The sequence below is a fragment of the Streptomyces sp. LE64 genome (genome assembly GCF_052606915.1).
This window is the reverse complement of record NZ_CP199708.1, coordinates 298571-323152: the sequence shown is the minus strand read 5'-3', so window position 1 is coordinate 323152 and position 24582 is coordinate 298571. Positions and strand designations below refer to the sequence as shown.

Below are 24582 nucleotides of genomic sequence, written 5' to 3'. Positions count from 1 at the left end.
GGTGCACGGCTGGCTCCAGAGCGGCCTCGTGCTCGCCGTGGTCGTCGCCCTGCACGTCCCCCTCGGCGACTACCTGGCCCGCGCCCTCGACGGGGACCGGCACCTGGGCGTCGAGCGGGCCCTGTACCGGCTCTTCGGCGTCGACCCCGACCGCGAGCAGGACGCACGGCACTACCTGACCGCGGTGGCGGCCTTCTCGGCGGTCGGCATCGCCGCCCTGTTCGCCCTGCTGACGCTCCAGGGGCCGCTGCCCTGGTCCACGGGGCACGCGGGGATGCCGTGGCGGACGGCGCTGCACACCGCCGTCAGCTTCACCACCAACACCAGTTGGCAGAACTACGCCGCCGAGTCCGCCACCGGTCACCTCGCGGTGATGGCGGGCCTCGGCACCCAGGCGTTCGCCTCCTCCGCAGTCGGGAACTGCGTGGCGCTCGCCCTGGTCCGGGGGCTGGTGCGGCGGGACACCGATGCGCTCGGCGGCTTCTGGGTCGACCTCACCCGGACCCTGCTGCGGGTGCTGCTGCCGCTCTCCGTCCTCGCCGGGTTGGCGTTCGTCGCGCTGGGCGCCCCCCAGCACCTGGGCGCGCCGGAGTCGGTGACCACCGTCGCGGGGGGCCGACAGGTCCTGCCCGGCGGGCCTGTGGGCTCCTGGGAACCGACAGCTTCACGGCGTTCGGGGGCGGCACCCTGCTCAGCGCGATGCTGCTGGGGGAGATCGCGCCCGGGGGCACCGGCAGCGGGTTGTACGGGCTGCTGATGGCCGTGCTGGTCGCCGTGCCGTGTTCATCGGCGGGCTCAGGGTCGGCCGCACCCCCGAGTACCTGGGCAAGCGGCTGGGTCATCACGAGATCCGCTCCGTCGCCCTGTACCTGCTGGTCGCGCCCGGCACGGTCCTGCTGTGCTGCGCACTGTCCCTGGTGTTGGGCCACGGTGCGTCCTCGATGGGGAACGCGGGACCGCACGGGTTGACCGAACTCATCTACGCGTACGCCTCGTCGGCGGCCGGCAACGGGAGCGCGATGGCGGGCTTCGACGGGACCACCGACTTCCACCAGGTGCTGATGAGCGGGGCGATGCTCGTCGGGCGCTACCTGCCGATGGTGTTCGTGCTCTTCCCCGCGGGCCGGTTGGCGCGGGGGAGGACGGTCGCCCCGTCGGCCGGGACGCTCCGGACGAGCGGAGCCGTCTTCGTCTCCCTGACCACGGCGGTGGCCCTGTCGCTGGCGCTGTTGAACTACCTGCCGGCGCTCTCCCTGGGGCCGGTGGCAGAGGGGCTCGGGTGAGCGTTCTGTGAGACATGACGGCTCATCAGATTAAATGAGGCATAAGAGAGTTGAAGGAAAACCTCAATGAGGGTGACGCGCCCGGCGCTAGCGCGGGGGTGGTTGTCGCGAAGGAGGTCGGTTCGTCCCCGTCCCGCGGGAGAATCCGGCGGGCAGAATGGTCTGAACCCTTGACTGGTACAGACCAGATGCGATGGAGTGGCAGCCCGCCCCCCACCGCGGTCCGCCCGTCGTGCACCAGCCGCCCCACCGGTCGATGCGCAGCAGAGCCGTCACGGCTCCGGGCCAGGCCGCACCGCACGAGGAGAACCGCATGCCCCAGCGACGTCTCAGCGCCGCGCTCGCCTCCCTGGCCGTCGCCACCGGCCTCACCGTCGGGCTCCCGGCGACCCAGGCCGCGGCGGCTCCGGCGGCCCTCTGTTCGAGCTACCCGTCCTGGACCCAGGGCGCCTCCTACGCGGCCGGCGACATCGTCCGCTACCGCGACGGCAACGCGTACGTCGCGGAGCACGCCAACCCGGGCTACGACCCCACCGTCTCGACCTGGTTCTGGAACCCGCACCCCTGCGAGAGTGGTCCCGGCGGTCCCGAGACCCCCGCCGGGGACTTCGTGGTGACCGAGTCGCAGTTCCAGCGGATGTTCCCGGGACGCAACTCCTTCTACACCTACGCCGGGTTGAAGGAAGCGCTCAGCGCCTACCCGGAGTTCGCGATGACCGGCGGTGACACCGTCAAGAAGCAGGAGGCGGCGGCCTTCCTCGCCAACATCGGCCACGAGACCGGCGGCCTGGTGCACGTGGTCGAGCAGAACACCGCCAACTACCCGCACTACTGCGACTCGACCCAGCCCTACGGCTGCCCCGCGGGCCAGGCCGCCTACTACGGTCGCGGTCCCATCCAGCTCAGCTGGAACTTCAACTACAAGGCGGCCGGCGACGCGCTCGGCATCGACCTGCTGCGCAACCCCTGGCTGGTGCAGAACGACCCGGCGGTCGCCTGGAAGACCGCCCTGTGGTACTGGAACACCCAGAAGGGCCCGGGCACCATGACCGGTCACCAGGCCATGGTCACCGGAGCCGGCTTCGGCCAGACCATCCGCAGCATCAACGGCGCCCTGGAGTGCAACGGCGGCAACCCGGCCCAGGTGCAGAGCCGGATCTCCAACTACCAGCGCTTCGCCGCGATCCTCGGTGTGGGCACCGGGGGCAACCTGTCCTGCTGAACGCGATCGTTCGGCGGCCACTGACCAGCGGGCGCCCGGGGTGAACCGTCCCCCGGGCGCTTCTGCTGTTCCCCGTCCGGCCCGCCCCGGCCCCGCGGCGCGCACCGCAAGCCGCCGCCCGGTCCCGGAGGGCGGGGCGACGGCCGCGGGCGGGCGGACGGTTCAGCGCCGTCCGGGGCGTGCCCGGCGCCGCAGGTACAGCACGGTGCCGGCGACGGAGGCGGCGACCAGCGCCCCGCCGCCCACCAGGGTGAGGCTCCGGTGGTCGGTGGAACCGCCGCCGAGTCCGCCCCGCACCGCGGCGGCCGGGGCGGCCGTCGAGGAGAGGGCGGGAACCGCGTTGACGGTGACCGACTGGGTCCCCGCCGTGGTGCCGTTGCCGCACACCACCGCCACGGTGTACGTGCCGGAGCCGACGTCGGTCCAACTCCCGGACTGGGTGGCACCCGCACCGAGGTCGATCTGACGCCCCTGGGCGAAGGTCGCCTGGGTGCCGGTCAGCAGCGAGGCGGTGCCGCCCTGCGGGCAGGCCGCGGTGCTGACCTGCACCGTCGACCCGTTGACCGTGGCGCTGATGCCCGAGACGCCGGTGCCCCCGGCGACCGCCGGGGCGGCGGGTGCCAGGGGGAGCGCCGCGACGGCCACGACCAGTGCGGCGCGGACGGATATCTGGGTGGTGCGCATGTGTCTGCCCTCCGGACGGCACGGTCGGCGGAACGTCCCGTGCGCCGCCGAGGGTGGGGAATCGCCCGTGCTGCCCTGAACCGAGCCAACGGCCACCCGGGGCGGCCCGCATGCGGGCACGGCCCGGGCAGGTGACGCGCTCCTGCGTCCGGGGGAACGGCGGGTTCCCCCGGACGCGGATCGGGCGGGTCAGCGGCCGGGGGCGGTCTCCCCGGTCACCACGGTCCGCTCCTCGGAGTACTCGCCGTAGGTGCCGTCCGGCAGCATCGCCTGGATGCGCACCCGGTAGCTGACGCCCTTCTTCCGGTCCAGGTAGAACCGGTGCTCGGCGCGTCCCTTCGGCGGCTCCCCGCCCCAGACCAGGGAGGTGGTCTGCTTGCGGTTGAGTTGGATGCGGTACTGCATGACGACCGCGTCCGTCTTCGGCGGGTCCCAGGACAGGTCGAGGTAGTACGCCCCGGACTCGTCCCGGGAGGTCGCCCGGAAGTCGGTCGGGGCGGTGCCGCGCATGTCGTCCGGGCCCTCGGCGGTGGTCAGGCGCACCTCGCGGCCCGCCGCGGACGAGTTGTCCGCCGCGTCCCGGGCCTTGACGGTGAACACGTAGGCGGTGCCGGGGCGCAGCCCGGTCACCACGGTGCGGGTGTCCTTCGGGCCGGCGCTGTGGATCTTGGTGCCCGACTGGTAGACGTCGTAGGAGACCACGCCTTGGTCGTCGGTGGACCCCTGCCAGGTCAGCAGTGCGCTCCGGCCGCCCTGTGCGCGGCCGGTGAGCCCGCCGGGCACGGTCGGGGGCTTCTTGTCGGCGACGGTGGCCTTGGGGGTGGTCACGCTGACGGGCCGGCTCTTCGGGCTGAGGGTCCCGCGGTCGTCCCGGGCGCGGACGGTGAAGGAGTAGGCGACCGACGGCTTCAGGCCCTCGATGTCGACCATGTACCGCTCGCCGGGCAGGTCCTTCACCTTCTTGTCGCCCTGGTAGACCACGTAGCCCTCTACCTTGGCGCCCGGCCCCGGCCGGTTCCACATGAGGTGGACGCTGCTGGAACTGCCGGCCTGGACGGTCACCCCGATCGGCGCGGCGGGCGGGGCCACCGAGGGGCCCTCGTCGGTCAGACCGCAGGAGGTGAGGAGGACGGCGGTGGCGGTCAGGGCCAGGGGCAGGCGGGTGGGGGACGTGCGGCGTGGGGGGATGGAGCGCACGGTGGTGCCTTCCGGTCGACGCAATGGTACAGACCTATATGGCATGGAAGGTGACCGCACATCAAGGGGTTGACGCACGTTCCTCGATGGGCAGGGCGGGGCCGTACGGGTCACGACACGCCGCGTGATCGGCCGCCCGTCCGCCCGTACGGCCCCCTCCCGGTGGCGCGCGGGCGACGAACGGGAACCGTGGTGTGGCAGTTCGTCATGGTTCGTCTACGGAGGGTCTGTTCATCGTGCGCACCCGAACGGTGGCCCTGGCCACCGCGCTCGGCACCGTCCTGCTGGTTCCCGGCGCCCTGTCGCCCGAGGCCGCCACCGCGCCCGGCCGGCACGGGGACGCGAAGGCCCGCAGCGCCCCCGGGAACGCCCCGGACGGGGCGGTGACCGCCGCCCAACTCCTCGCAGCCGTCCGGGGTTGCACCACCCAGGTCTCGCGCGGCCGGTACCGCACGGACGCCTCCGCGCCCCGGGCCACCGTGCCGGTGTGCGCCGGGCCCGGGGAGGTGCACTGGGAGGCCGACATGGACATCGACTGCGACGGGCGTCCCGGCCCGCACTGCAACCGGCGCACCGACCCCCACTTCCTGGCCCAGACGGCCTTCTCCCAGTCGGACGGCCGGTACCTCAGCGCCGAGGAGCTGCCGTTCGTCGTGGTGCCCGCCCCCGGCCCCCGGTGGCGGTACGCCGACCACGGGGTCCGGGGCGGCAGTGCGGCAGCCGTGGTCTACCGGGACCGGGTGCTGTACGGGGTGGTCGGGGACGTCGGACCCGCCGAGGTGATCGGCGAGGCGTCCTACGCGGCGGCCGAGGCCCTCGGCATCCCCTCCGACCCCCGCACCGGAGGGGCCCCGTCCCGGGTCACCTACATCGTCTTCACCGGCACCCGGGTGCAGCCGATCGAGAGCCACCGGGCCGCCGTCGTCGAGGGCGAGCAGCGGGCCGGGGCCCTGGTCGCCCGGCGGGCCGCAGCGGCCGCACCCCGCTGAGCGGTCCGCGCCGCCCTCACTCCTTGCGGTAGGCGTACGCCTCGGTGGCCGCCGCGGCCACCGAGGCGAGGTCCGCACCGGTGGCCGCGGTCACCACCGCCGCCACCGCGCCCTCCACGAACGGCGCGTCCACCAGTCGGGTGCCGTCCGGGAGTTCGTCGCCCTCCGCCACCAGCGCCTTCACCGTGAGGACCGCACTGCCGAGGTCGGCGAGCACGGCCACCCCGGCGCCCCGGTCCACCCGGGCCGCCGCTGCCGCGATCAACTCCGCACTGGTGCCGAACCCGCCGCCCTCGGTGCCGCCGGCCGCCGCCACCGGCGCGGGCGCACCGCCGCCCGCGAGCGCCACCGCGAGGGCGGCCACCGACGCGGCGACCGCCGCGCTGTGCGAGACCAGCACGATGCCCACGACCCGTTCGCCGGGCCGCGCGTCCGCCAGGCCCGCCTCCCGCCCTCCGTCACTCACCCGGACCGCCTCCCTGGGCCGTGCCGAGCGCCGCGACGAGCAGGGCGGACGAGGTCGCGCCCGGGTCCTGGTGGCCGATGCTGCGCTCACCGAGGTAACTCGCCCGGCCCTTGCGGGCCAGCAACGGGATGGTGGCCTCGGCCCCCGTGTCGGCGGCGGCCCGGGCCGCCGCGAACGTCCCGCCGCCGGTGAGCGCCTCGACGGCCGGTACCAGGGCGTCCAGCATCGTCTTGTCGCCCCGGGCGGCGCCGCCCAGGGCCGCCACCGCCTCCACGCCGGTGTGCAGCGCGCTCGCGAACGCGTCCCGGGAGACCTCCGGCGCGTCCCCCAGCGCCTTGCCGGTACGACGCAGCAGCGTGCCGTACAGGGGCCCCGAGGCGCCGCCGACGGAGGAGATCAGCCGGCGGCCCGCGAGCACCAGGACCGCGCCGGGAGTGGTGGCGGCCGCCCCCTCCGGGGAGTCCAGGGCCTCCAGCACGGCGTGGAAGCCCCGGCGCAGGTTGCTGCCGTGGTCGGCGTCCCCGATCGGGGAGTCGAGCGCGGTCAGCCGGTCCGCCTCGCGGGTCACGGCGGCGTCGGCCGCCCGGAGCCAGCGGCGGAAGAACTCGGTGTCGAGCAAGGTCACTCCTCCAAGACGGGACGGTACGGGCGGAAGGGTCAGCGTCCCCACCGCAGGGCGGGGGTGCTGACCGGTGCGTCCCACAGACGCAACAGCTCCCCGTCCACCTGGCAGATCGTCACCGAGGCGCCCGCCATGTCCAGGGAGGTGACGTAGTTGCCCACCAGGGTGCGGGCGACGGGCACCCCCCGTTCCCCGAGCACCCGCTGCACCTCGGCGTTGAACCCGTACAGCTCCAACAGGGGAGTGGCACCCATGCCGTTGACCAGGACCAGGACGGGGTCGCGCGGCTCCAGGTCGTCCAGGACGGTGTGCACGGAGAAGTCCGCGATCTCCCGCGAGGTCATCATCGGTCGACGTTCCCGTCCCGGCTCCCCGTGGATGCCGATGCCCAACTCCAGTTCGCCGGAGGGCAGGTCGAAGGTCGGGCTGCCCTTGGCCGGGGTGGTGACGGAACCGAGCGCCACCCCGAAGCTGCGGGAGTTCTCGTTCACCTGCCGGGCCACCGCCTGGACCTGCTCCAGGGACCGGCCCTCGTCCGCCGCCGCACCGGCGATCTTCTCCACGAACAGGGTGGCGCCGGTTCCGCGCCGGCCCGCGGTGTAGAGGCTGTCGGTTACCGCCACGTCATCGTTCACCAGCACCTTCGCCACCCGGATGCCCTCGTCCTCGGCGAGTTCGGCCGCCATGTCGAAGTTGAGCACGTCGCCGGTGTAGTTCTTGACGACGAACAGCACCCCCGCACCGCTGTCCACCGCGGCGGCGGCCCGCAGCATCTGGTCCGGCACCGGGGAGGTGAATACTTCGCCGGGGCAGGCCGCCGACAGCATGCCCGGCCCGACGAAGCCGCCGTGCAGCGGCTCGTGCCCCGAGCCCCCGCCCGACACCAGGCCGACCTTCCCCGCGACCGGGGCGTCCCGGCGGACGATGACCCGGTTCTGCACGTCGACGGCGAGGTCCGGATGGGCGGCGGCCAGCCCGCGGAGGGCATCGGCCACCACGGTCTCGGCGACGTTGATGAGCATGCGCAAGGTTCCTCCCGGGGGTGCTCCGGCGGCCGTGCGAGCGGCTGCCCCGATCGTGCGGGTCGGTTCCAGTATCGAAGGCGTCAGGGGGAAGGGGTACGTACCCGCGGCCGAATGTCGTAACCCGTTCGGGTGGCTGCACCGGCCCGCCACAGCAGGGCGACCACCAGCAGGGGTGCCGCGGCGACCCACCAGGGCAACGGCGCCCAGGCCAGCGGAGCCACCACGAGTCCGACGAGCGCGCCCGCCAGTTGCAGGGCCAACGACTGCACGGAGAGGGCCGTCGCCCGCCGCGAGGAGGGCACCACCCGGTGCAGCAGGTCGTTCTGGTTGGGGCCGGCCGCCCCCAGCCCCAGGTACAGCAGTCCGTAGCCCACGGCGCCCAGCGCCCACCCCGGCGGACCCGAGGCCCCGGCGGTCGCCCCCAGCAGGAACAGCCCGCCGCCGCCGAGCGCCAGGGCGGCGCGCACCGCCCGGGCGCTCCCCCCGGCCAGTCGGGCGACGCGCGGTGCGAGCCGGTTGCCCAGGGCGGAACACGCGTATCCCGCACAGGCGAGTCCGGCGAACAGCGCCGCGCCCGATTCGACGGTTCCGGTCAGCACCGCCACCCGGCCCGGGGTGAGCAACTCCACCGCCGCCAGGGCGCCCCCGATGGCCGCCGAGGTCAGCAGCACCCGTCGGACGAGGCTGCTGGAGACCCCCAGCCGCAGGCCGTCGACCACGGTCGCGGGCACGCCCCGCAGCACCGCGGAAGGCGACACCGCCGCCCGTGGCGCCTCGCGGAGCGCCAGCAGCGCGTACCCCGCGTACAGCAGGGCGGCGAGGGCTCCCAGCAGCGGCGGCGCGGACAGCGGGAGCACCGGGGAGAAGGCCGCGGCGGGGCCGGCCAGCAGCCAGGGCAGCAATCCGCCGAGCAGGGTCCCCACGGCGAGTGCCGCGGAGCCGGCGGCACTGCCGCGGGCCAGTCCGGTGCGCAGTTCGGCGCCCGGCCCCTGCCGTGCCTGCACCGCGTCCACGTACCAGGCTTCGGCGGGGCCGCTGGAGAGCGCCCGCCCGGCCCCCATCAGCGCCATGCCGGCGGCGAGCAACCAGGTGCGGGTGCCCAGGGCCAGGAGGGTGAAGGCGGCGGCGTTGAGGACGCCCGCCGCGGTGAGCACCCCGCGGCGCCCGATGACGTCGGACAGCCCTCCGGTGGGCAGTTCGAGCGCCACGGTGGTGAGGGAGTGCACGGCGAACAGGGCGGCGACGGTCGGCAGCGTCGCACCGCGTTCGGTGAACAGCAGCAGGAGCGGGGCGATGGTCAGGCCGACCGGCAGCCAGAAGAGCGCACAGGCCGTGGCGTATCGGCGGCGGGCGGTACGGGGGTCGACCCCCGGTGCGCCGGCGTCCGGTGGGGTGCTCACGCCCCGTCACCGCTCACGGGTTCCGGGGCGAGCGGGAGTGCCGCGGTGACCAGGACGACCTGTCGGGCGCGGGGGTCTGTGGCGTCCCGCGCAGCGAGCTCCGCGAGCCGCTGCTCGTAGACCTGTTGGAGTTCGGTCACCGACTCCGGGGTGAGCCGGTGCAGGAGGTCGCTGATGCCGGAGGGCTCGTACCACTCCTCGCCCAGGCGTCCGGCGCCCACGTCCTCCTCGTGCTGCGCCAGTGCGGTGCCCAGGTGTTCCACCTGTCGGCGGCGCAGGGCGCCGACCGCTGCCCGTCCGGCCGGGGAGGCGGACATCGCGGCGTTGTTCCAACTGGTGAGGGCGTGCACCGAGCGCCAGCGGCGCTCCCGCCCGTCCCGGTGTTCGGCCTCGGTGACGAAGGCGTACCGGGCGAGGACCCGCAGGTGGTAGCTGGTGGAGGCGGAGGTTTCCCCGGTGCGGGCGGCGAGTTCGCTGGCGGTGGCCGGCCCGTGTTGCCGTAGCAGGCCGAGCAGCCGGACGCGCAGCGGGTGGGTGAGGGCCTTGAGCGCGGCGGCATCGGTGGCGGGGTCGAGGACGCGGCGGTGCTCGTCGGGGGTCATGCGGCGAGCGTAGGGCGCTCTCGGGCCTTTGCCAAATTATTTTTGCAGAATTTTTTTGGCAAAATGGGGAAGGGGCTCGCCCCGTCGGTCGCGCGGGGGAGCGGTGCCGGGGGCTACGCCGCGCGGACCATCTTGGTCAGCGAGAGGAGGCAGGCGGCCAACGAGTCGTGCTTGGGGGCGTCGTGGTCGCGGACGTGCGTCCACGCGGTGTAGAGGGTGGCCCACAGGAGCTGTTCGATCCAGGCGTCGGTGAGGCGGGAGTCCAGGTCCCCGGCGGCCCGTGCACGGCCCAGTAGGTCGTGCAGGGCGCGGTCGGTCGCCGAATCCGGCTCCCCCTGCTCGTCCTCCCAGTCGGCGCTGACCAGCATCACGACGTCCCCGAGGTCGAACAACTCCTGGACCAGGCGCCCCAGGGCCTCCAGCGGCGGTCCTTCTTCGGTCCGGGCCCGGTGGGTGGCCTCGTCGATCCGGTCGGACGCGTACGCGGACAGCGCCTCCAGCAGGGCGGTGCGGTCGGCGAAGTAGCGCTGGAGGGTGCTCCGTGCCACCCCGGCGGCGTCGGCCACCCGGCCCATCGGTGCGGAACGGTCCTCGCTGAGGACCCGAACGGCGGCGTCGAGGATCGCCCGGCGGGTCCGTGACCGGGTGCGGGACTCCTCCGGCGGCATCTGCTTCAGCACCTCGTCAGTGTAGTGGTGCGGGTATTCGATTGCTCTTTCTGATTGATGCATGCTCTTATTCGGGTCATGAATGACCGATTTTCTGGAGAGGGTGCCACCACGGTGTCCGAAGGCCCCCCACCCGGTCCGCCGGGCTCCCGGTTCGCCCGGCTGCGCGTCCTGTGGGGCTTCGCCCGCCCGCACCGCGGCCGGCTCGGCGTCGGGCTGGCGCTCGCCCTGCTCGGCTCCGCGATGGAACTGGCCACCCCCCTGACCACCAAGCTGGTGCTGGACTCGCTCACCGGGGACGTCCGGCTCGTCTGGCCGATCACCGCCCTGCTCGTCCTGCTCGTGGTGGGCGCGGCCGTCGGCCTGTGGCAGGGCGTCCTGCTGGGCACCGTCGCCGAACGGATCGTGCTGGACGCGCGCGAGACCGTCGTCCGCCGCTACTTCCGGGCCGCCCTGCTCCCGCTCGCCGCCCGGCCCACCGGAGAACTCGCCACCCGGGTCACCTCCGACACCGTCCTGCTCCGCGAGGCCGCCTCCTCCAGCGTCGTCGGCCTGATCAACGGCGCGGTGCTCCTGGTCGGCACCCTGGTGCTGATGGGCGTCCTCGACCTGGTGCTGCTCGGCGTCACCGTGGCCTCCGTCCTCGCGATCGCCGTGGTCTTCCTGCTGCTGATGCCGCGCATCGCCACCGAGCAGGAGAAGGCCCAGGCCGCCCTCGGTCGCATGGGCGGCGCCCTCGAAGGCGCCCTGCGCGCCCTGCGGACCGTCAAGGCGGCCCGTGCCGAGGAGCGCATCGCCGAGCACATCCTCGGAGACGCCCGGACCGCCGCCGACCACGGGGTCAACGCCGTCCGGCGCGAGGCGGTGGCCTGGTCCGTCGCCTACGGAGGCATCCAACTCGCCGTCATCGGCATCCTCGGCCTCGGCGCCTGGCGGGTCTCCACCGGAGCCCTGGAGGTCTCCAGCCTGATCGCCTTCCTCCTCTACACCTTCGGTCTGATGGGCCCGGTCACCGAACTCTCCACCCACGTCACCGCGGTGCAGTCGGGCATCGCCGCCGCGGCCCGCATCCGCGAGGTGGAGGACCTCCCCCTCGAAGCCGCCGCGCGCGCCGTCGCCACCGTCGTGCCCGCGCCCCGCGCCCGCCCGGACACCGCCCCCCTGATCGAGGTGCGGAACGTCTTCGTCCGCTACGTCCCCGGCGCCGAGCCGGCGATACGCGCACTGGACCTGGACCTCCCGGCCCGGGGCCACACGGCGATCGTCGGCCCGTCCGGGGCGGGCAAGACCACCCTCTTCTCCCTGCTGCTGCGGTTCGTCCACCCCGAGACGGGCACCCTGCACCTGCTCGGCACCGACTATGCCGACCTCCCGCCGGACCGCGTCCGTCGGCACTTCGCCTACGTCGAGCAGGACACCCCGCTCGTCCCCGGCTCGGTCCGCGACAACATGCTGCTCGCCCACCCCGAGGCGACCGAGGCGGAGCTGTACCGGGCGCTGGACGACGTCCGGCTCGGCGAGCACGTCCGCGCCCTGCCCGAGGGGCTGGACACGGTGCTGATGCCCGGCACCCTCTCCGGCGGTCAGCGCCAGCGCATCGCCCTCGCCCGGGCCCTGCTGGGCGCGCCGGACGTCCTGCTGCTGGACGAGGCCACCGCCCAGATCGACGCCCTCACGGAGGCCGCCGTCACCGAGCGGGTCCGGGCCCAGGCCGACCGGGCGGCCGTCGTCTCCATCGCCCACCGCCTCTCCACGGTGGTGGGCGCCGACCGGATCGTCGTCATGGAGGACGGCGCGGTCCGGGCCGCCGGCACCCACCGGGAACTCCTGCGCACCGACCGGCTCTACCGCGACCTGGTCGAGGCCCTGCACATGAACGCCCCGGGCGCCCCGCCCGAGGCGGTGCGCTGACGGGGTCAGGGACGGTCGGCCAGCCCGCAGTCCCCGCACATGGCGCCGGCCGGCGCCCGGTAGTACAGACAGCAACTGCGGCGCCGGAAGGAGAGGTCGTCCCCGGTGATCGTGCCCGTTCCGGCCAGCCGCCCGGTGCTCAGCAACCGCTCCACCAACGGCACCAGCCGCCCGCGCGCCTCCGGGCGGGCCACCAGGACCGCCCGGCCCGCCTCGACCAGCGCCGAGGCGGAGTTGCCGTCCAGCAGCCGGGGGGCCACCTTCGCCGGGAGCCCGGCCCGCAGCACCTCCAACCGCCCCGTCACCACCGCGTCGTGGAGCTGGTCGGCGAGCCGGGGGAGCGGGGCCGCGTACCGTCCCGCGGCCCGGGGGAGCCGGAGCGTCGCATCGCGGTCGGAGTGCTGGAGGGCGGACAGTTCGGGCACGATGCCGTGCAGCACCGCGCAGGCCAGGACCGGCGACCACAGCCGGGCGGCGTGCCCGAGGTGGGCGATCGACACGGCGACCCGCAGCTCCTCGCTGCGGTGTCGGGCCGCCACCGCCGCCACCAAGTGGGACAGGCCCCCGGCGTACGCCCGGTCGATCGGCTGCCAGCCCGTGTCGGGCCCACCGACCCGGACCGCGAAGAACCCGTTGATCCCCGCCACGTCGTGCAGCGCGGCGGCCACCTCCGCCTCGGGGGCGGGGGCACCCGGTCGCCCCCCGGTCATCGACGGGGGAGCTTCGCCGACACGTCGTCCCCGGTGAGCAGGGTGACGTAGGGCGTGCCGGTACGCGGATGGGCGCCCACCTCGGCGTCCACCCGGTACACCGAGGAGAGCAACTCGGGGGTGAGGACCTCGGCCGGGGGGCCGAGCGCGACCACCCGCCCCGCGGCCAGGACGCACAGCCGGTCGCAGAAGGCGGCGGCCAGGTTGAGGTCGTGCAGGGCGACGACCGCGGTGGCGCCGAACCGCCGGACCAGGGTCAGCACGTCCAACTGGTGGCGCAGATCGAGGTGGTTGGTCGGCTCGTCCCACACCATGGTCCCGCACTGCTGGGCCAACGCCCGGGCGATCAGCACGCGTTGCTTCTCGCCGCCGGACAGGCGCTGGAACGGGGCGTCGGCGAGTTCGACCACGTCGAGCCGGGTCAGGGCGTCGGTGATCACGGCCCGGTCGTGGGCGTCGTCGCCCGCGAACGCCCGCTTGTGGGGGGTGCGGCCCATCGCCACCACGTCGTACACGGTCAGGTCGAAGTCACCGGCGCTCTCCTGGAGCACCGCGGCCAGCCGCCGCGCCACCTGCTTGCCGGGCAGCCGCCAGACGTCCTCGCCGTCCAGCAACACCCGTCCGGTGGTGGGGCGCTGGGTCCGGTAGACGGTGCGCAGCAGCGTCGACTTCCCGGCGCCGTTGGGGCCGGCGAGCCCGAGCACCTCGCCCGGAGCCACCCGGAGGGACACTCCGTGGACCAGGTCCCGGCCGCCCACGGTGACCGTCACGTCCTCGATGTCCAGGGCTCCCGGCGCCGTCGTGCCCTCGGGCGTCCGCGTCACGTTGTCCTCCGTCTCATCAGCCACAGGAAGAACGGCCCGCCCACCAGGGCGGTGAGGATCCCCACCGGGACCTCCTCGGGACTCATCAGGGTCCGCGCCGCGAGGTCCGCGGCGATCAGGAACGCGGCGCCCAACAGCGCGGCGGCCGGCAGCGCCCGGCGGTGGTCGGCGCCCACCAGCAGCCGCACCACGTGCGGCATGATCAGGCCGACGAAGCCGATCTGACCGCTCACCGCCACCATGGTGCCGATCATCAGCGCCACCACGGTGAACATCGCCGCCCGGAAGCGGTGCACGTCCAGCCCCAGTGCCGTCGCCGCCTCCTCCCCGCTGAGCAACAGGTTCAGCGGACGACTCACCCCGAGCAGCACCGCCGTGCCGGCGAGCACCACCGCGGCGGGTATCCACAGCATCGACCAGGTGGTGCCGGCGAGTCCGCCGAGCATCCAGCGCAGGGCGGACTGGGTCTTGTGCGGGTCGTTCGAGGTGACGATCAGGAAGCTGGCCAGCGCCGACAGCACCTCCGCCATGGCGACCCCGGCCAGGACCAGGCGCAGGGTGGTCATCCGCCCGCCGGAGCGGGCCAGGAAGTACACCGCGACCAGCGCGGCGAGCGCCCCGACGAAGGCCGCCACGGGCAAGGTCACCAGCCCGAACACGGTGATGTTCAGCACCAGCACCAGCACCGCGCCGACCGAGGCGCCCGAGGAGACGCCCAACAGCATCGGGTCGGCGAGCGGATTGCGGACCAGGGCCTGGAGGGCCATGCCGGCCACCGCGAGGCCGGCGCCGACCACCGCGCAGAGCAGCACCCGCGGCAACCGCACGTCCATGACGATGGTCTCCCGCACCGGGGACCAGGTGGCCTCGGCGAGGCCCGGGTGCACCTGGTGCGCCAGGATGCCCCAGACCTGGCCCGCGGGCACCGACACCGAGCCGATGGCGATGCCCGCGGTGGCGGTCACCACCACCGCGCCGGCCAACAGCAGGAGCACCACCGGAAAGGGCGGTCGGGCGCGGCGCGCCCGGGCGGGGGCCGGGGCGCGCCCGGCCCCCCGGTTCACCGGGTCGGCGTCCGCGCGGGGGGCGCCCGTCACCGGAAGCGGGCCGGGTGCAGCTGCCGGGCGAGTCCGTCCACGCCCGCCGGCACCCGGACGCCGAGGACCGTGGAGGAGAGCGGCAGGACCGCGAACCGCTCGTTCCTGATGGCCGGGACGTCCTTCAGTGCGGGGTTGGCCAGCAGGAACTTCTTCTTCTGGGCGACGCTCGTGTCCCCGTAGTCGTAGATGACGATCGCTTCCGGGGCCCGCTCGGCTACCTGCTCGAACGAGACGTCACCGAACTGCTTGTCCAGGTCGGCGAAGACGTTCTGCCCGCCGGCCTGTTCGATCATCTCGTTGCCGATGCCCGCGCCGCCGGCGGTGAAGGCGGTCTTGTCGCCGCTGTCGTAGACGAAGACCTCGACCGGTTCGGTGTCGCCCAGCTTCTCCTCGACGTCCTTGAGGGCCGTGCGGACCTTCTCGATCTCCCGGTCGGCACGGTCCGGTACCCCGAACACCTTGCCGAGGGTGCGCAGTTCGGTCTCGATCAGTTCCATGCTCATCGGCCCGGGCGGACACTCCTCCACGTTCACGTAGGAGTTGACGCCGGCCTTGGCCAGCGCCTCGCGCCCGCGCCCCTCCTTCTCGTCGAAGGCGCTGGAGAAGCCGGCGTAGGCGAAGTCGGGTTCGGCGGCGAGGATGTTCTCGAAGGAGGGGTACTCGTCCGAGATGACCTCGATGCCGCGGTACGCCTCGGCGTACTCGGGCAGGATCTCGTCGTCCAGGTAGGCGGTGCCGACCATGGACTTCTCCAGCCCGAGCGCCAGCAGGATCTCGGTGACGTGCTGGTTCAGGGTGACCGCGCGCTCCGGCGGACGCTCGTAGGTCGTCTTCACCCCGCAGTTGGTGAGGGTGACGGGGAAGCCCTCGGGGGCGTCGCCCGCCGCGCGGTCCTTCCCGTCGTCACCGCCGCCGCTGGCGCAGCCGGATATCAGGAAGACGGCGGCGGCCAGCAGGGACAGGGAGCGTTTGGCCATGGTGGAGTCGGTCCTCTCACCGCGCCACGGCAGGGTGCGCCGTGCCCGCGGTCGGTTCGTTGGTTCAGCGCACGTCGACGGACGGCGTGGTGTTCACCCGACGCGGCGGAGCGAAGACGTACAGGTCGAGGATCTCCGGCAGCGGAACGATCCCGGGCCCGCCGGCCAGCACCCAGGCGATGACGTCCTCGGTGGCCGCGGGGTCGTTGACCAGACCCAGCCAGACGGGACGTCCGCCGGCCGCGCGGCCGGCGGCGGACGGGCGGACCACGACCACGTTGGCCTGGTCGCACACGTCCAGACAGGCGGAGACCGTCACCGGTGTCCGCGCCTGGAACCGCGCGAGTTGCGCGGCGTGGTCCGCGGGCACCTTGGCGCTGCCGCAGCAGCAGTCCCGGCACACCACGACCCGGCACGGCACCGGATCGTCGGCCCGTTGCCCTTCGGGCATCCCGACTCATCCTCCCCTCTGGGGAGATCCGCCCCAGTTCTGTCGAGGAGGCGACCGCGTGAGTCTCCTGGCTCTCGGGTCACCGCTCGCCCCGCCCTTCCCACCCGCACAGGGGCAGTGGGCCGTTCGGGGTCCGCTCGCCGATCACAGTGGCGGGACCGCACCGGATTCGCACCGGTTTCCTCGTTCCGCCGTCGCCTTTCCGCGCCATCATGACAGACCCGGGCCGTGGTGCGTATGCCCAGGGCGCGGTTGCCGTGCAGGTCACACGGGCGTCCGACGGGGAGTCGGTTCCGTCGGTGCGGACGGGGCCACCGTCCGCACCGACGAGCGGGGTCAGGCCGCGACGAGCGCCGCCTCTGCGGCGGGCCGCTCCGACCAACTGTCGGCCAGGTCCCGGCGGGCCCGGGCCACCCTGGAACGGATGGTTCCGATCGGGCAGCCGAGGGCCTCGGCGGCGTCCGCGTACGACCAGCCCAGCAGCCGGGTCAGGACGAACGCCTGCCGCCGTCCGGGCTCCAGCGCTTCGAGGGCGTCCATGAAGGCCACCGACTCCTCGAAACCGGGCAGTTGACGGGGTTGGGCGCGCTCCGCCGCGGCCAGCCAGTCGGCGGTGTCGGCGATCCGGGGTCGGGCGGAGGCCCGGCGCAGCCGGTCCACCACGACCCGGCGGGCGATCGAGAGCAGCCAGGTGCGGGCGCAGGACCGGCCGGCGAACCCGCCGAGGCTGGTGAGCGCGCGCAGGAAGGTCTCCTGTGCCAGGTCCTCGGCCCCGGGCACGTCCGTGGTGAGGTGGGCGACGAACCGCCGCACGTCGTCGTAGGTGGCGTGCACGAAGAGTTCGGCGGCGCGTTGGTCGCCGAGCCCGGCGGCCAGGGCCCAGGTGGTGATCTCCGCGTCCCGGTGGGCGTAGCGGTCGGCCGCGGTGCCGCGGCGCGCGGTGCGCCCCGAGCCGTTCTCCTGTGAATAGGGCATGACAAATCATCCTTCGCATCCGGAATATTTCCGGCAAAGGTGAGAAAAGCGAAAAGTCGGAAAGACGAAAGCTGACGGAAGCGTCAGCGCGCGAAGGGCGGCGGGCCGCGGCGCGGCACCGCGCGCAGCAGGTCCAGCGGGGACGGGAGCCGGTCGCGGGTGGCGCGCTCCGTGGTGCCCGACGGAGGTGCCGGGAGCGGGCGGGCGCCGCCCAGGACCGCCACCGCGAACCGCAGCAGCCCGCTGAGGAACAGGTCCAGGGCCTGCCCCAGTTGGGCGAGGGAGCGCTCGCCGCGCCACAGCCACCAGCCGCACACCGCGCCCGCCAGTGCGTGGGCGCCGGTCATGGCGGAGGTCGGTGCGAGGGCGTCGAGCAGGCCCCCCAGTGCCTGCAGGGCAGCGGTGCCCTCCTCGGCCGGCATCCGGTTGGTGCCCGGCGGCATGACGTGTCCCGCGTGCGGCCCGTGCCCGGGCGTCGGGTCCGGGGGGTCGTGGGCCAGTCCGAACAGGGCGTGCAGGGCGAGCTGGACGGCCGAGCTCACCACGATCACCGTGCCCGCGGAGCGCGGCCGGCGGCTCAACCACCAGCCGACCAGGGCCACGGGGGGCACGGCGAGCAGGTACCCGCCCGGGGCGGGCGAGACCCCCGACGCGAGGTCGTGACCGAATCCGGACACCGTGACGCACACGGCGACGAGGATCGCCGTGTGGACGAAGCGGAGTGGGGTTCCGGCTCCCATGGTGGTCATGGTGCCAGTGGGATGCCCTGCCGGGGCAAGGGAGTTGACGGAACAGTTGGCGCGATCGGGTCCGTTTCCGGACACCCGGGCGCTGTGACCCATGTCACCGGAGCGGGTGGGGAACTTTCCGTACCGCGCGTCCGACCACTGGGCGACCGCCGTGCGCTCGCCCGCACGTTCCCCCCTCGCACGTGACAGATGCGGAGCTCCTGCCGTGAACCTCCCCCACGACCGCGCCGCCCCCGGCGTCGAGTCCACGCCCGCGACCGACGTGCCCGGCCCCCCTCCCGGAGTCGTCCCGCCCCGATCGCCCCGATCGGCCCCCCGCGTCACGCTCCGTTCCGACCTGCGGGCCGGTTTCCTCGACGGATCGGTGGCCCTGCTGGTCACCGCCGCCGTGTTCGTCCTGATCTACGTCCGCATCAAGGCCGGGACCTCCTCCACCCTCACCGTGATGCCGTTCATGGCCGACGCCGGAGCCTTCTGGCTCTACTTCCTCAGCCAGGCGTTCGGCTGGTCCGCGCTGCTCTGGGCCTGGGGCACGGTGATCCTCGGGCTGCTGCTGTCCGGGCCCCGCCCCGCACGGCTGCCGTGGTCCGTCGCCCGGCTGGAGCGCCTCCACCGCACCACCAGCCTCAACACCATCGCCCTGATCGCGGCGCACGCCCTGCTGTTCGCCGCGGAGCTGATCCGGTACGACTCCGACGCCTGGTACGCCGCCACCGCCACCGCCTTCGTCGAGACCTTCGTCCCCGGCGGCTACGACTCGGGCACCGGCAGGATCGCCATCCCCATCGGGCAGGCGGCCCTCTACCTCGCCGTCCCGCTCGGCCTGCTCTTCTACGTCCGCCACCGCATCGGACCCAAGACCTGGCGGGTCCTGCACCGCTTCGTCCTCGTGGTCTACGTCCTCAGCGTCTGGCACACCCTGCTCTACGGAACGAACGTCTGGTACGACGGCTGGTTCCGCACCGCCGTCTGGCTGCTCCAACTCCCCGTCGCCGCACTGTTCCTGGCGCGACTGCTGCGTCCCGCGCGTCGCTCCCAGCGGCTCGGCCGGCCCGGTGCGGGGGCGCCGACGCGACTGGCCTGGGCGGCGCGGTTCACCGGACGGCTGACCGTCGTCGCGGTGCTCGTCGCCCTGGTGGCCGTGCTGGCCACCGGGCGGGACGGGGGACGCGTCCGGCCGCCCGCCGACACCACCTCCAGCCACACCGACCACGACTGAATCGTCCTCACGACGGTCGACCGACCGCTGGTGAACGCGGACGACGGAGGGTGATCCCCTTCGGTCGGGCCCGGCCCCGCCGAGGCCGCGGATCTCTCCTGCACCGCGCTCACCAGCGGTTTTCGCATGTCCGGAGGGAGTCGTTCGGCAGGTTCCCGAGCGGTGCGGGGCCGGGCCCGCTCACCCCTCTCAATACCCCCCTGGGTATTTGTTATGGTGAGGGGGATGGATACCCCGGGGGGTACAGCAGAGGAGTGTGCAGCCGTGTTCTTCGTCGACACCCTGGACTTCGAGGGCCTGGGCAACCGCAGCTACCTGGCCGGCGGCCCGCGCGCCGCGGTGGCCGTCGACCCGCCGCGCGACATCGACCGGGTCCTCGCCGTGGCGGCCCGCCGCAACGTGCGGATCACCCACGTCGTGGAGACCCACCTGCACAACGACTACGTGACCGGCGGCCTGGAACTGGCCCGGGTCAGCGGCGCCCGCTACCTGGTGCCCGCCGCCGCCTCGGTCTCCTTCGCCCGCACCCCCGTCCACGACGGCGACACGGTGCAGATCGACACCGGGCTGACCCTGCGGGCGCTGGCCACCCCGGGACACACCCCGCACCACACCTCGTACGTGCTGACCGAGGACGGCCGTGACGTCGCCGCCTTCACCGGCGGCTCCCTGCTCATCGGCGGAGTCGGCCGCCCCGACCTGGTCGAGCCCCGGCTCACCGAGGAACTGGCCCGTGCCCAGCACGCCTCCGCGCACCGACTGGCCGACGCCCTCGCCGACGACGTCCCGGTCCTGCCCACCCACGGGTTCGGCAGCTTCTGCTCCTCGGGCGCGGGCGGCGGCAACGCCTCCACCATCGGCGCCGAACGCCGGGGCAACGCCGCCCTGACCCAGGACGCCGCCACCTTCGTCGCCGCCCTGCTGGCCGACCTGGAGGACGTCCCCGCGTACTACGCCCACATGGGACCCGCCAACGCCGCGGGGCCCGCACCGATCGACCTCACCCCGCCGCGCACCGCCGACGCGGACGAGATCGCCGCCCGGCTCGCCGCCGGGGAATGGGTGGTCGACCTGCGCAGCCGGGTCGCCTTCGCCCGCGGGCACGTCACCGGGGCGCTGAACTTCGAGGGCGACGGCAAGCTCGCCACCTACCTCGCCTGGCTGATCCCCTGGGGCAAGCCGGTCACCCTGCTCGCCGAGACGCCCGAACAGATCGGTGCCGCCCAGCGCGAGCTCGCCCGGGTGGGCATCGACCGGCCCGCCGCCGCGGCCAGCGGCGACCCCCTCAGCTGGGTGCGCCAGGGGGAGGACCTCGCGACCTTCCCCCGCGCCACCTTCGCCGAGCTGGCCGCGTTGCGCGCCGCCACCGACCCCGCGGCGCCGGCGGAACCGGTGGTCGTCCTGGACGTCCGCCGGGACTCCGAGCACGCCGCGGGCGCCGTCACCGGAGCGGTCCACGTCCCCCTGCACCAGTTGCGGGGCCGACTGGCCGAGATACCTCCGGGCGTGGTGTGGGTGCACTGCGCGGGCGGCATGCGCGCCGCCATCGCGGCCTCGCTGCTGGACGCGGCCGGCCGCACCGTGGTGGCCGTCGACGACGGCTTCGACGCCGCGGTCCGGGCCGGACTCACCTGACGGACCCGGCACCACCGCACTGCCCGTACCACCAGCACCATCCGGAGCGCACCATGTGTCCCCCCTGTCGACCCCAAGGGCCCCGCGCCGCGGCGGCCGCCGCCGTCCACGGGGGCGGGCCGTCATGAACGAACTGCTCCTCGCCCTGGCCGCCGGCGGCGCCGTGGGGCTCACGCTCGGCGCCCTGGGCGCCGGGGGCGCGATCATCGCCGTCCCCGCACTGATCTACCTCCTCGGGTTCACCCCCGCCGAGGCGACCACCGCGAGCCTGCTGGTGGTCTCCCTCACCTCGCTGACGGCCCTGTACGCCCACGCCCGGACCGGCGCCGTCCGCTGGCGCGCGGGACTCCTCTTCGCCGCGGCCGGACTGCTCCCCGCAGCGGTCGCCGGCATCCTGGCGACCCGGCTGCCCGCGGCCCTGCTGACCGCCGCCTTCGCGCTGGTCGCGGCCGTGGCCGCGGTACGGATGCTGCGCCCCGCCACCCCGACCGGGACGGACGCCGTGCGGCCGGGCCGGGCCGCGGCGGCGGGCGCCGGACTGGGGGCGCTGACCGGGCTGCTCGGTGTGGGCGGCGGGTTCCTCGCCGTACCGGCGCTGGTGGGAGTGCTGGCCTTCGAGCTCCGGGCGGCGGTGGCCACCAGCCTGTTGGTCGTCTCGACGAACTCGCTGGTCGCCCTGGCCGCCCGCGGGGGCGCCGCGGGCGCGGTCGACTGGGCGGTCGTCGGGCCCTTCGCCGCCGCGGCGATCCTGGGCGCCTGGGACGGCAAGCGCCTGGGGGCGAAGCTCCCGGACGCGGTGGTCCGCCGGGTGTTCGCCGGCGTCCTGCTGACGGTGGCCCTGGTGATGCTTGTGGACGCGCTCCGATGAGGGCGCGGTCGGAGCACCGCGCCCGGCCCGCGGCGGGGCCGGGCGGTCCGGCGGTCAGGCCAGGGAGAGGAAGAGCTTCTCCAGGCGGGCCCGCATCCGGTCCCGGTCCTCCGGCTCGGACATGTCCTCGTCGGTCAGACAGCGCTCCAGGCCCGTCGCGATGATCGCGAAACCGGCCCGGTCCAGGGCCCGGGAGGCCGCGGCGAGCTGGGTGACCACATCGGCGCAGTCCCGGCCCTCCTCGATCATCTTGATCACTCCCGTGATCTGACCCTGCGCCCGGCGCAGTCGGTTGACCACGGTCTTCAGTTCCTCGGCCGCCAAAGCCAGCTCCACGACACTCTCCGTTCTCTATACCCCTACGGGTATTCTATCGGAGGGGCGCGGCGCACCGGAAACACCCGTTCACCGCACCACCCAGCACAGGAAGAAGGCACGACACCGTGACGGCAACCCCCATCACCTCCGCACTCACCCCCGACCAGGTCGCCCGACGGATCGACACGCTCACCGTGATCGACGTCCGGACCCCGGGGGAGTACGCCTCCGGCCACCTCCCGCAGGCCCTGAACATCCCGCTGGACGACCTCCGCGCCGCGCTGCCGGACCTCAAGGCCGCCGCCGACCGCGGCGACCTGCTGATCGTGTGCGCCTCCGGCAACCGCTCCGCGCAGGCGTGCGCCACCCTGGCCGCCGAGGGCCTCGGCGCCGCGACCCTCACCGGGGGCACCACCGAGTGGGCGCGCCTCGGATACGCGCTCGACCGCCCCGAGGGCGGCCGGGCGGTCTGGGCGATGGAGCGCCAGGTCCGCCTCGCCGCGGGCTCGATGGTCCTCGCCGGGCTGCTCGCCGGCCGCCGCTGGGGCGGCGCCCGCTGGGTCTCCGCGGGCATAGCCGGCGGACTGGTGTTCTCGGCGGTCACCAACACCTGCGGAATGGCGCAGGTGCTGTCCCGACTGCCGCACAACCGCGCCCGCGCCTGCGACCTGAACACCGCCCGCGACGCACTGCGCGCCCCCGGCGCGCCGGTCGAGTAGCGGCCCGCCACCGCGCCCCCGGGCCCGCCGGATTCCCGGCGCCGGCCCTGGGGCGCGGTGGCGCCCCGCGGTCCCCGGCCCCGGTGCGTTCGCCCTCCCGGACGCGCGTCGACCGGTGCCCGCCGGGCATGACGGGCCCTGGGGTGGGTAGCTGACACGGGGTAGGCGCTCCCGGGCGGCGGGCGTCCCCGGCGGCCCGGGCACCCGGTCCCGCGCGGAGCCCCACGGAGGACGCCTTGCTGACCATCGACCCGCCCCGTCGCCCCGCCACCCCGCCGCCCCGGCCCGGTCCGCCGCCCCGGCCCTACCGCCCCACCGCCGGCCCCGGCGTGGTCATCGTCTCCCCGGACGTCGACGCCAGCCTCGCCTGGGCCGGCCGGCTGCACCGTGCGGGCCCGCCCCGGTACCTCGTCCGCCGCTGGGGCGACCACCGCGGCTACGAGCACCTGCGACGCGCCCCCGGGGTGCTCGCCCTGCTGGACGTGCCGCACCCCGAGTCCGGCGCCGAACTCGTCCAACGGATCAGGTCCTTGCGGCTGCTCGCCCCGGTCGCCGTGGCCACCGCACACCGGGTCGACCACGCCGCACTGCTCTCGGCCGGCGCCGTGAACGTCCTTCGGCGCAACAGCGCCGAGAGCGCGCTCGCCGCCCGGATCGAAGCCGATCTGCGCTGGCTGCGGAGGGGGCCCGCCCCCGGCCCCGGGCGACGCGAACCCCTCCGGCCCTACCGCAGCCAGTCCCTGTTGCTGGGCATCCTGCTGGCCGTGCGCTCCCCGCTCTGCTGTCACGACATGCGCTGGCTGCTCGGGGACGCCGCCCGCCCGATGAGCCTGCGCGCCCTGCGCGCCCGGGTGGCACGCCTCGCCCCCCACCTGGCCCGCCACGGACTGGTGTGCCACCGCCAGGTGCGCTGGGGAGCGGACACCCTCACCGTGCGCCCGGCGGCCCAGGGGCGCGCCTGAGCTGCCGGCCCCGCCGACCGTGTCGGCGCACCCCCTCCGACCAGCGGGGACGGCCGCCCGGCGTTGCTACCGTGGGCGCATGGTGAGCGAGACGCGATCCCCCCACGGTCGCCGGGCCCAACTCCGGGACTTCCTCCGCACCCGTCGGGCGCGGCTGACCCCCGAGGACGTGGGCCTGCCGCCCGGGGAGCGCCGGCGCACTCCGGGCCTGCGCCGGGAGGAGGTGGCGATCCTGGCCGGCGTCGGGGTGTCCTGGTACACCTGGTTGGAACAGGGCCGCGACATCAACGCCTCCGCCGAGGTGCTGGACGCCGTCGCCCGCACCCTGCGGCTCAGCGGACCGGAACGCGTCCACCTGTACCTGCTGGCCGGGCTGAACCCGCCGGCCGCCGGGCCGGTGCGCACCGAGGTCACCCCCCAGTTGCAGGGGCTGATCGACGCCTGGGCACCCCGCCCGGCGATCCTGCGGGACCGGCACTGGAACCTGGTGGTGGTCAACGACTCGGCCCGGGAGGTCTTCGGGTACGACACGACCGACCACAACTGTCTGTTCACCTTCTTCACCAACCGCCGCTACCGGTCCGCGCACACCGACTGGGAACGGATCGCCCCCGAGGTCGTCGCGGCCTTCCGCGCCGACTGCGCACGCCACCCCGGCGACCCGGAGTTCGGTCGGATCGTCGACGAACTCAACGCGTCGAGCGCCGAGTTCGCCGCCCTGTGGGCGCGGCACGACGTGGCCGAGGTGACCCAGGCGGTCAAGGCGATACACCACCCGGAACTGGGCCGCATGGTCTTCGACACCACCGTCCTCGCCCTCGCCGAGTGGCCCGGCCACCGCCTGGAACTGCAGAACCCGCAGCCCGGCAGCGGCACCGCCGCCAAGCTCGACGCCCTGGCCGCCGCCCGGTCCGCGCGGGCGCACTGACGAACTCCGCCCCAAGGTGGTGGTGCCGGTACCAGGTTCGTCCCGCACTGCCGGCCCCGCCCGGCCGGCCCGAAGCTG

General features: G+C 74.4%; 26 protein-coding genes, 1 pseudogene and 1 riboswitch. Of the genes and pseudogenes, 11 read left to right on the top strand and 16 right to left on the bottom strand.

All coding sequences use genetic code 11. The features are described 5' to 3' along the window. Window position 1: 1 nt before the first annotated feature. The 3 genes and pseudogenes from ACSMX9_RS01325 to ACSMX9_RS01315 form a co-directional block, all read left to right on the top strand. Window positions 2-643, top strand: a pseudogene (locus tag ACSMX9_RS01325) (potassium-transporting ATPase subunit KdpA); the annotation flags it as partial. A gap of 136 nt (window positions 644-779) precedes the next feature. Beyond that, window positions 780-1283: a potassium-transporting ATPase subunit KdpA gene (locus ACSMX9_RS01320; protein ID WP_445399241.1), complete on the top strand. Its 504-nt coding sequence runs from the start codon at window positions 780-782 to the stop codon at window positions 1281-1283. A gap of 313 nt (window positions 1284-1596) precedes the next feature. Next, on the top strand, window positions 1597-2505 hold the full coding sequence (locus tag ACSMX9_RS01315; RefSeq protein WP_445399239.1) for a glycoside hydrolase family 19 protein: 909 nt from the start codon (window positions 1597-1599) through the stop codon (window positions 2503-2505). Between the two features lie 162 nt (window positions 2506-2667). Here the strand turns inward: ACSMX9_RS01315 and ACSMX9_RS01310 are convergent, their stop codons facing one another. Further along, the gene (locus tag ACSMX9_RS01310; RefSeq protein ID WP_445399237.1) at window positions 2668-3189 is read right to left on the bottom strand and encodes a hypothetical protein; all 522 of its coding nucleotides are present in this window, start codon (window positions 3187-3189) and stop codon (window positions 2668-2670) included. 189 nt (window positions 3190-3378) lie between these two features. Then, the gene (locus ACSMX9_RS01305; protein ID WP_351245875.1) at window positions 3379-4386 is read right to left on the bottom strand and encodes a fibronectin type III domain-containing protein; all 1008 of its coding nucleotides are present in this window, start codon (window positions 4384-4386) and stop codon (window positions 3379-3381) included. A 236-nt stretch (window positions 4387-4622) separates the two neighbouring features. Between ACSMX9_RS01305 and ACSMX9_RS01300 the strand changes: the two genes are divergently transcribed. Beyond that, complete coding sequence (locus ACSMX9_RS01300) at window positions 4623-5375, top strand: glycoside hydrolase family 75 protein (protein ID WP_445399235.1); 753 nt, start codon at window positions 4623-4625, stop codon at window positions 5373-5375. 16 nt (window positions 5376-5391) lie between these two features. On the opposite strand, the gene ACSMX9_RS01295 is transcribed toward ACSMX9_RS01300, so the two are convergent. The 6 genes from ACSMX9_RS01295 to ACSMX9_RS01270 all read right to left on the bottom strand — a co-directional run bounded on the left by ACSMX9_RS01295 (window position 5392) and on the right by ACSMX9_RS01270 (window position 10170). After that, entirely contained in the window at window positions 5392-5841 is a 450-nt protein-coding gene (locus ACSMX9_RS01295) for a PTS fructose transporter subunit IIA (protein ID WP_445399233.1), read from the bottom strand. Continuing rightward, the gene (gene dhaL, locus ACSMX9_RS01290) at window positions 5834-6460 is read right to left on the bottom strand and encodes a dihydroxyacetone kinase subunit DhaL (protein ID WP_445399231.1); all 627 of its coding nucleotides are present in this window, start codon (window positions 6458-6460) and stop codon (window positions 5834-5836) included. Before dhaL ends, ACSMX9_RS01295 begins: the two co-directional genes overlap by 8 nt. 38 nt (window positions 6461-6498) lie before the next feature. Then, complete coding sequence (gene dhaK / locus ACSMX9_RS01285; RefSeq protein WP_351245881.1) at window positions 6499-7491, bottom strand: dihydroxyacetone kinase subunit DhaK; 993 nt, start codon at window positions 7489-7491, stop codon at window positions 6499-6501. A gap of 77 nt (window positions 7492-7568) precedes the next feature. Then, on the bottom strand, window positions 7569-8888 hold the full coding sequence (locus ACSMX9_RS01280; RefSeq protein ID WP_445399229.1) for an MFS transporter: 1320 nt from the start codon (window positions 8886-8888) through the stop codon (window positions 7569-7571). Further along, window positions 8885-9490: an ArsR/SmtB family transcription factor gene (locus ACSMX9_RS01275; protein ID WP_445399227.1), complete on the bottom strand. Its 606-nt coding sequence runs from the start codon at window positions 9488-9490 to the stop codon at window positions 8885-8887. Before ACSMX9_RS01275 ends, ACSMX9_RS01280 begins: the two co-directional genes overlap by 4 nt. A gap of 113 nt (window positions 9491-9603) precedes the next feature. Next, complete coding sequence (locus ACSMX9_RS01270; protein ID WP_445399225.1) at window positions 9604-10170, bottom strand: TetR/AcrR family transcriptional regulator; 567 nt, start codon at window positions 10168-10170, stop codon at window positions 9604-9606. A 102-nt stretch (window positions 10171-10272) separates the two neighbouring features. Between ACSMX9_RS01270 and ACSMX9_RS01265 the strand changes: the two genes are divergently transcribed. Further along, window positions 10273-12069 (top strand): ABC transporter ATP-binding protein, encoded by a 1797-nt coding sequence (locus ACSMX9_RS01265; protein ID WP_445399223.1) that lies wholly within the window; start codon window positions 10273-10275, stop codon window positions 12067-12069. A gap of 5 nt (window positions 12070-12074) precedes the next feature. Here the strand turns inward: ACSMX9_RS01265 and ACSMX9_RS01260 are convergent, their stop codons facing one another. The 7 genes from ACSMX9_RS01260 to ACSMX9_RS01230 form a co-directional block, all read right to left on the bottom strand. Continuing rightward, window positions 12075-12779, bottom strand: a complete 705-nt coding sequence (locus ACSMX9_RS01260) for a (2Fe-2S)-binding protein (RefSeq protein ID WP_445399221.1) — start codon at window positions 12777-12779, stop codon at window positions 12075-12077. Then, window positions 12776-13603 (bottom strand): ABC transporter ATP-binding protein, encoded by an 828-nt coding sequence (locus ACSMX9_RS01255; RefSeq protein ID WP_445399219.1) that lies wholly within the window; start codon window positions 13601-13603, stop codon window positions 12776-12778. The genes ACSMX9_RS01260 and ACSMX9_RS01255 overlap by 4 nt, the downstream gene beginning before the upstream one ends. Further along, the gene (locus ACSMX9_RS01250) at window positions 13600-14667 is read right to left on the bottom strand and encodes a FecCD family ABC transporter permease (RefSeq protein ID WP_445399217.1); all 1068 of its coding nucleotides are present in this window, start codon (window positions 14665-14667) and stop codon (window positions 13600-13602) included. Before ACSMX9_RS01250 ends, ACSMX9_RS01255 begins: the two co-directional genes overlap by 4 nt. Window positions 14668-14696: 29 nt before the next feature. Further along, the gene (locus ACSMX9_RS01245; RefSeq protein ID WP_445399215.1) at window positions 14697-15680 is read right to left on the bottom strand and encodes an ABC transporter substrate-binding protein; all 984 of its coding nucleotides are present in this window, start codon (window positions 15678-15680) and stop codon (window positions 14697-14699) included. Between the two features lie 64 nt (window positions 15681-15744). Beyond that, window positions 15745-16131, bottom strand: coding sequence for a (2Fe-2S) ferredoxin domain-containing protein (locus tag ACSMX9_RS01240; RefSeq protein WP_445399213.1), 387 nt, complete (start codon window positions 16129-16131; stop codon window positions 15745-15747). Window positions 16132-16175: 44 nt separating this feature from the next. Continuing rightward, window positions 16176-16352: riboswitch (cobalamin riboswitch) on the bottom strand. Between the two features lie 115 nt (window positions 16353-16467). After that, window positions 16468-17106: a sigma-70 family RNA polymerase sigma factor gene (locus ACSMX9_RS01235; RefSeq protein WP_445399211.1), complete on the bottom strand. Its 639-nt coding sequence runs from the start codon at window positions 17104-17106 to the stop codon at window positions 16468-16470. An 83-nt stretch (window positions 17107-17189) separates the two neighbouring features. Continuing rightward, window positions 17190-17855, bottom strand: coding sequence for a hypothetical protein (locus tag ACSMX9_RS01230; RefSeq protein WP_445399209.1), 666 nt, complete (start codon window positions 17853-17855; stop codon window positions 17190-17192). Between the two features lie 205 nt (window positions 17856-18060). Between ACSMX9_RS01230 and ACSMX9_RS01225 the strand changes: the two genes are divergently transcribed. The 3 genes from ACSMX9_RS01225 to ACSMX9_RS01215 all read left to right on the top strand — a co-directional run bounded on the left by ACSMX9_RS01225 (window position 18061) and on the right by ACSMX9_RS01215 (window position 21577). Next, window positions 18061-19074: a ferric reductase-like transmembrane domain-containing protein gene (locus tag ACSMX9_RS01225; protein WP_445399207.1), complete on the top strand. Its 1014-nt coding sequence runs from the start codon at window positions 18061-18063 to the stop codon at window positions 19072-19074. Window positions 19075-19338: 264 nt separating this feature from the next. Beyond that, on the top strand, window positions 19339-20709 hold the full coding sequence (locus tag ACSMX9_RS01220) for a rhodanese-like domain-containing protein (protein WP_445399205.1): 1371 nt from the start codon (window positions 19339-19341) through the stop codon (window positions 20707-20709). 124 nt (window positions 20710-20833) lie between these two features. Next, complete coding sequence (locus ACSMX9_RS01215) at window positions 20834-21577, top strand: sulfite exporter TauE/SafE family protein (RefSeq protein ID WP_445399203.1); 744 nt, start codon at window positions 20834-20836, stop codon at window positions 21575-21577. A gap of 54 nt (window positions 21578-21631) precedes the next feature. Here ACSMX9_RS01215 and ACSMX9_RS01210 read toward each other — a convergent pair whose 3' ends face one another. Beyond that, window positions 21632-21913, bottom strand: a complete 282-nt coding sequence (locus ACSMX9_RS01210; protein ID WP_351245907.1) for a metal-sensitive transcriptional regulator — start codon at window positions 21911-21913, stop codon at window positions 21632-21634. 107 nt (window positions 21914-22020) lie between these two features. Here ACSMX9_RS01210 and ACSMX9_RS01205 point away from each other — a divergent pair, with 107 nt between their 5' ends. The 3 genes from ACSMX9_RS01205 to ACSMX9_RS01195 all read left to right on the top strand — a co-directional run bounded on the left by ACSMX9_RS01205 (window position 22021) and on the right by ACSMX9_RS01195 (window position 24504). After that, window positions 22021-22614 (top strand): rhodanese-like domain-containing protein, encoded by a 594-nt coding sequence (locus ACSMX9_RS01205; protein ID WP_445399201.1) that lies wholly within the window; start codon window positions 22021-22023, stop codon window positions 22612-22614. Window positions 22615-22850: 236 nt separating this feature from the next. Next, on the top strand, window positions 22851-23576 hold the full coding sequence (locus tag ACSMX9_RS01200) for a hypothetical protein (protein WP_445399199.1): 726 nt from the start codon (window positions 22851-22853) through the stop codon (window positions 23574-23576). A gap of 79 nt (window positions 23577-23655) precedes the next feature. Continuing rightward, on the top strand, window positions 23656-24504 hold the full coding sequence (locus ACSMX9_RS01195) for a helix-turn-helix transcriptional regulator (protein WP_445399197.1): 849 nt from the start codon (window positions 23656-23658) through the stop codon (window positions 24502-24504). The last annotated feature ends 78 nt before the right edge of the window (window positions 24505-24582 follow it).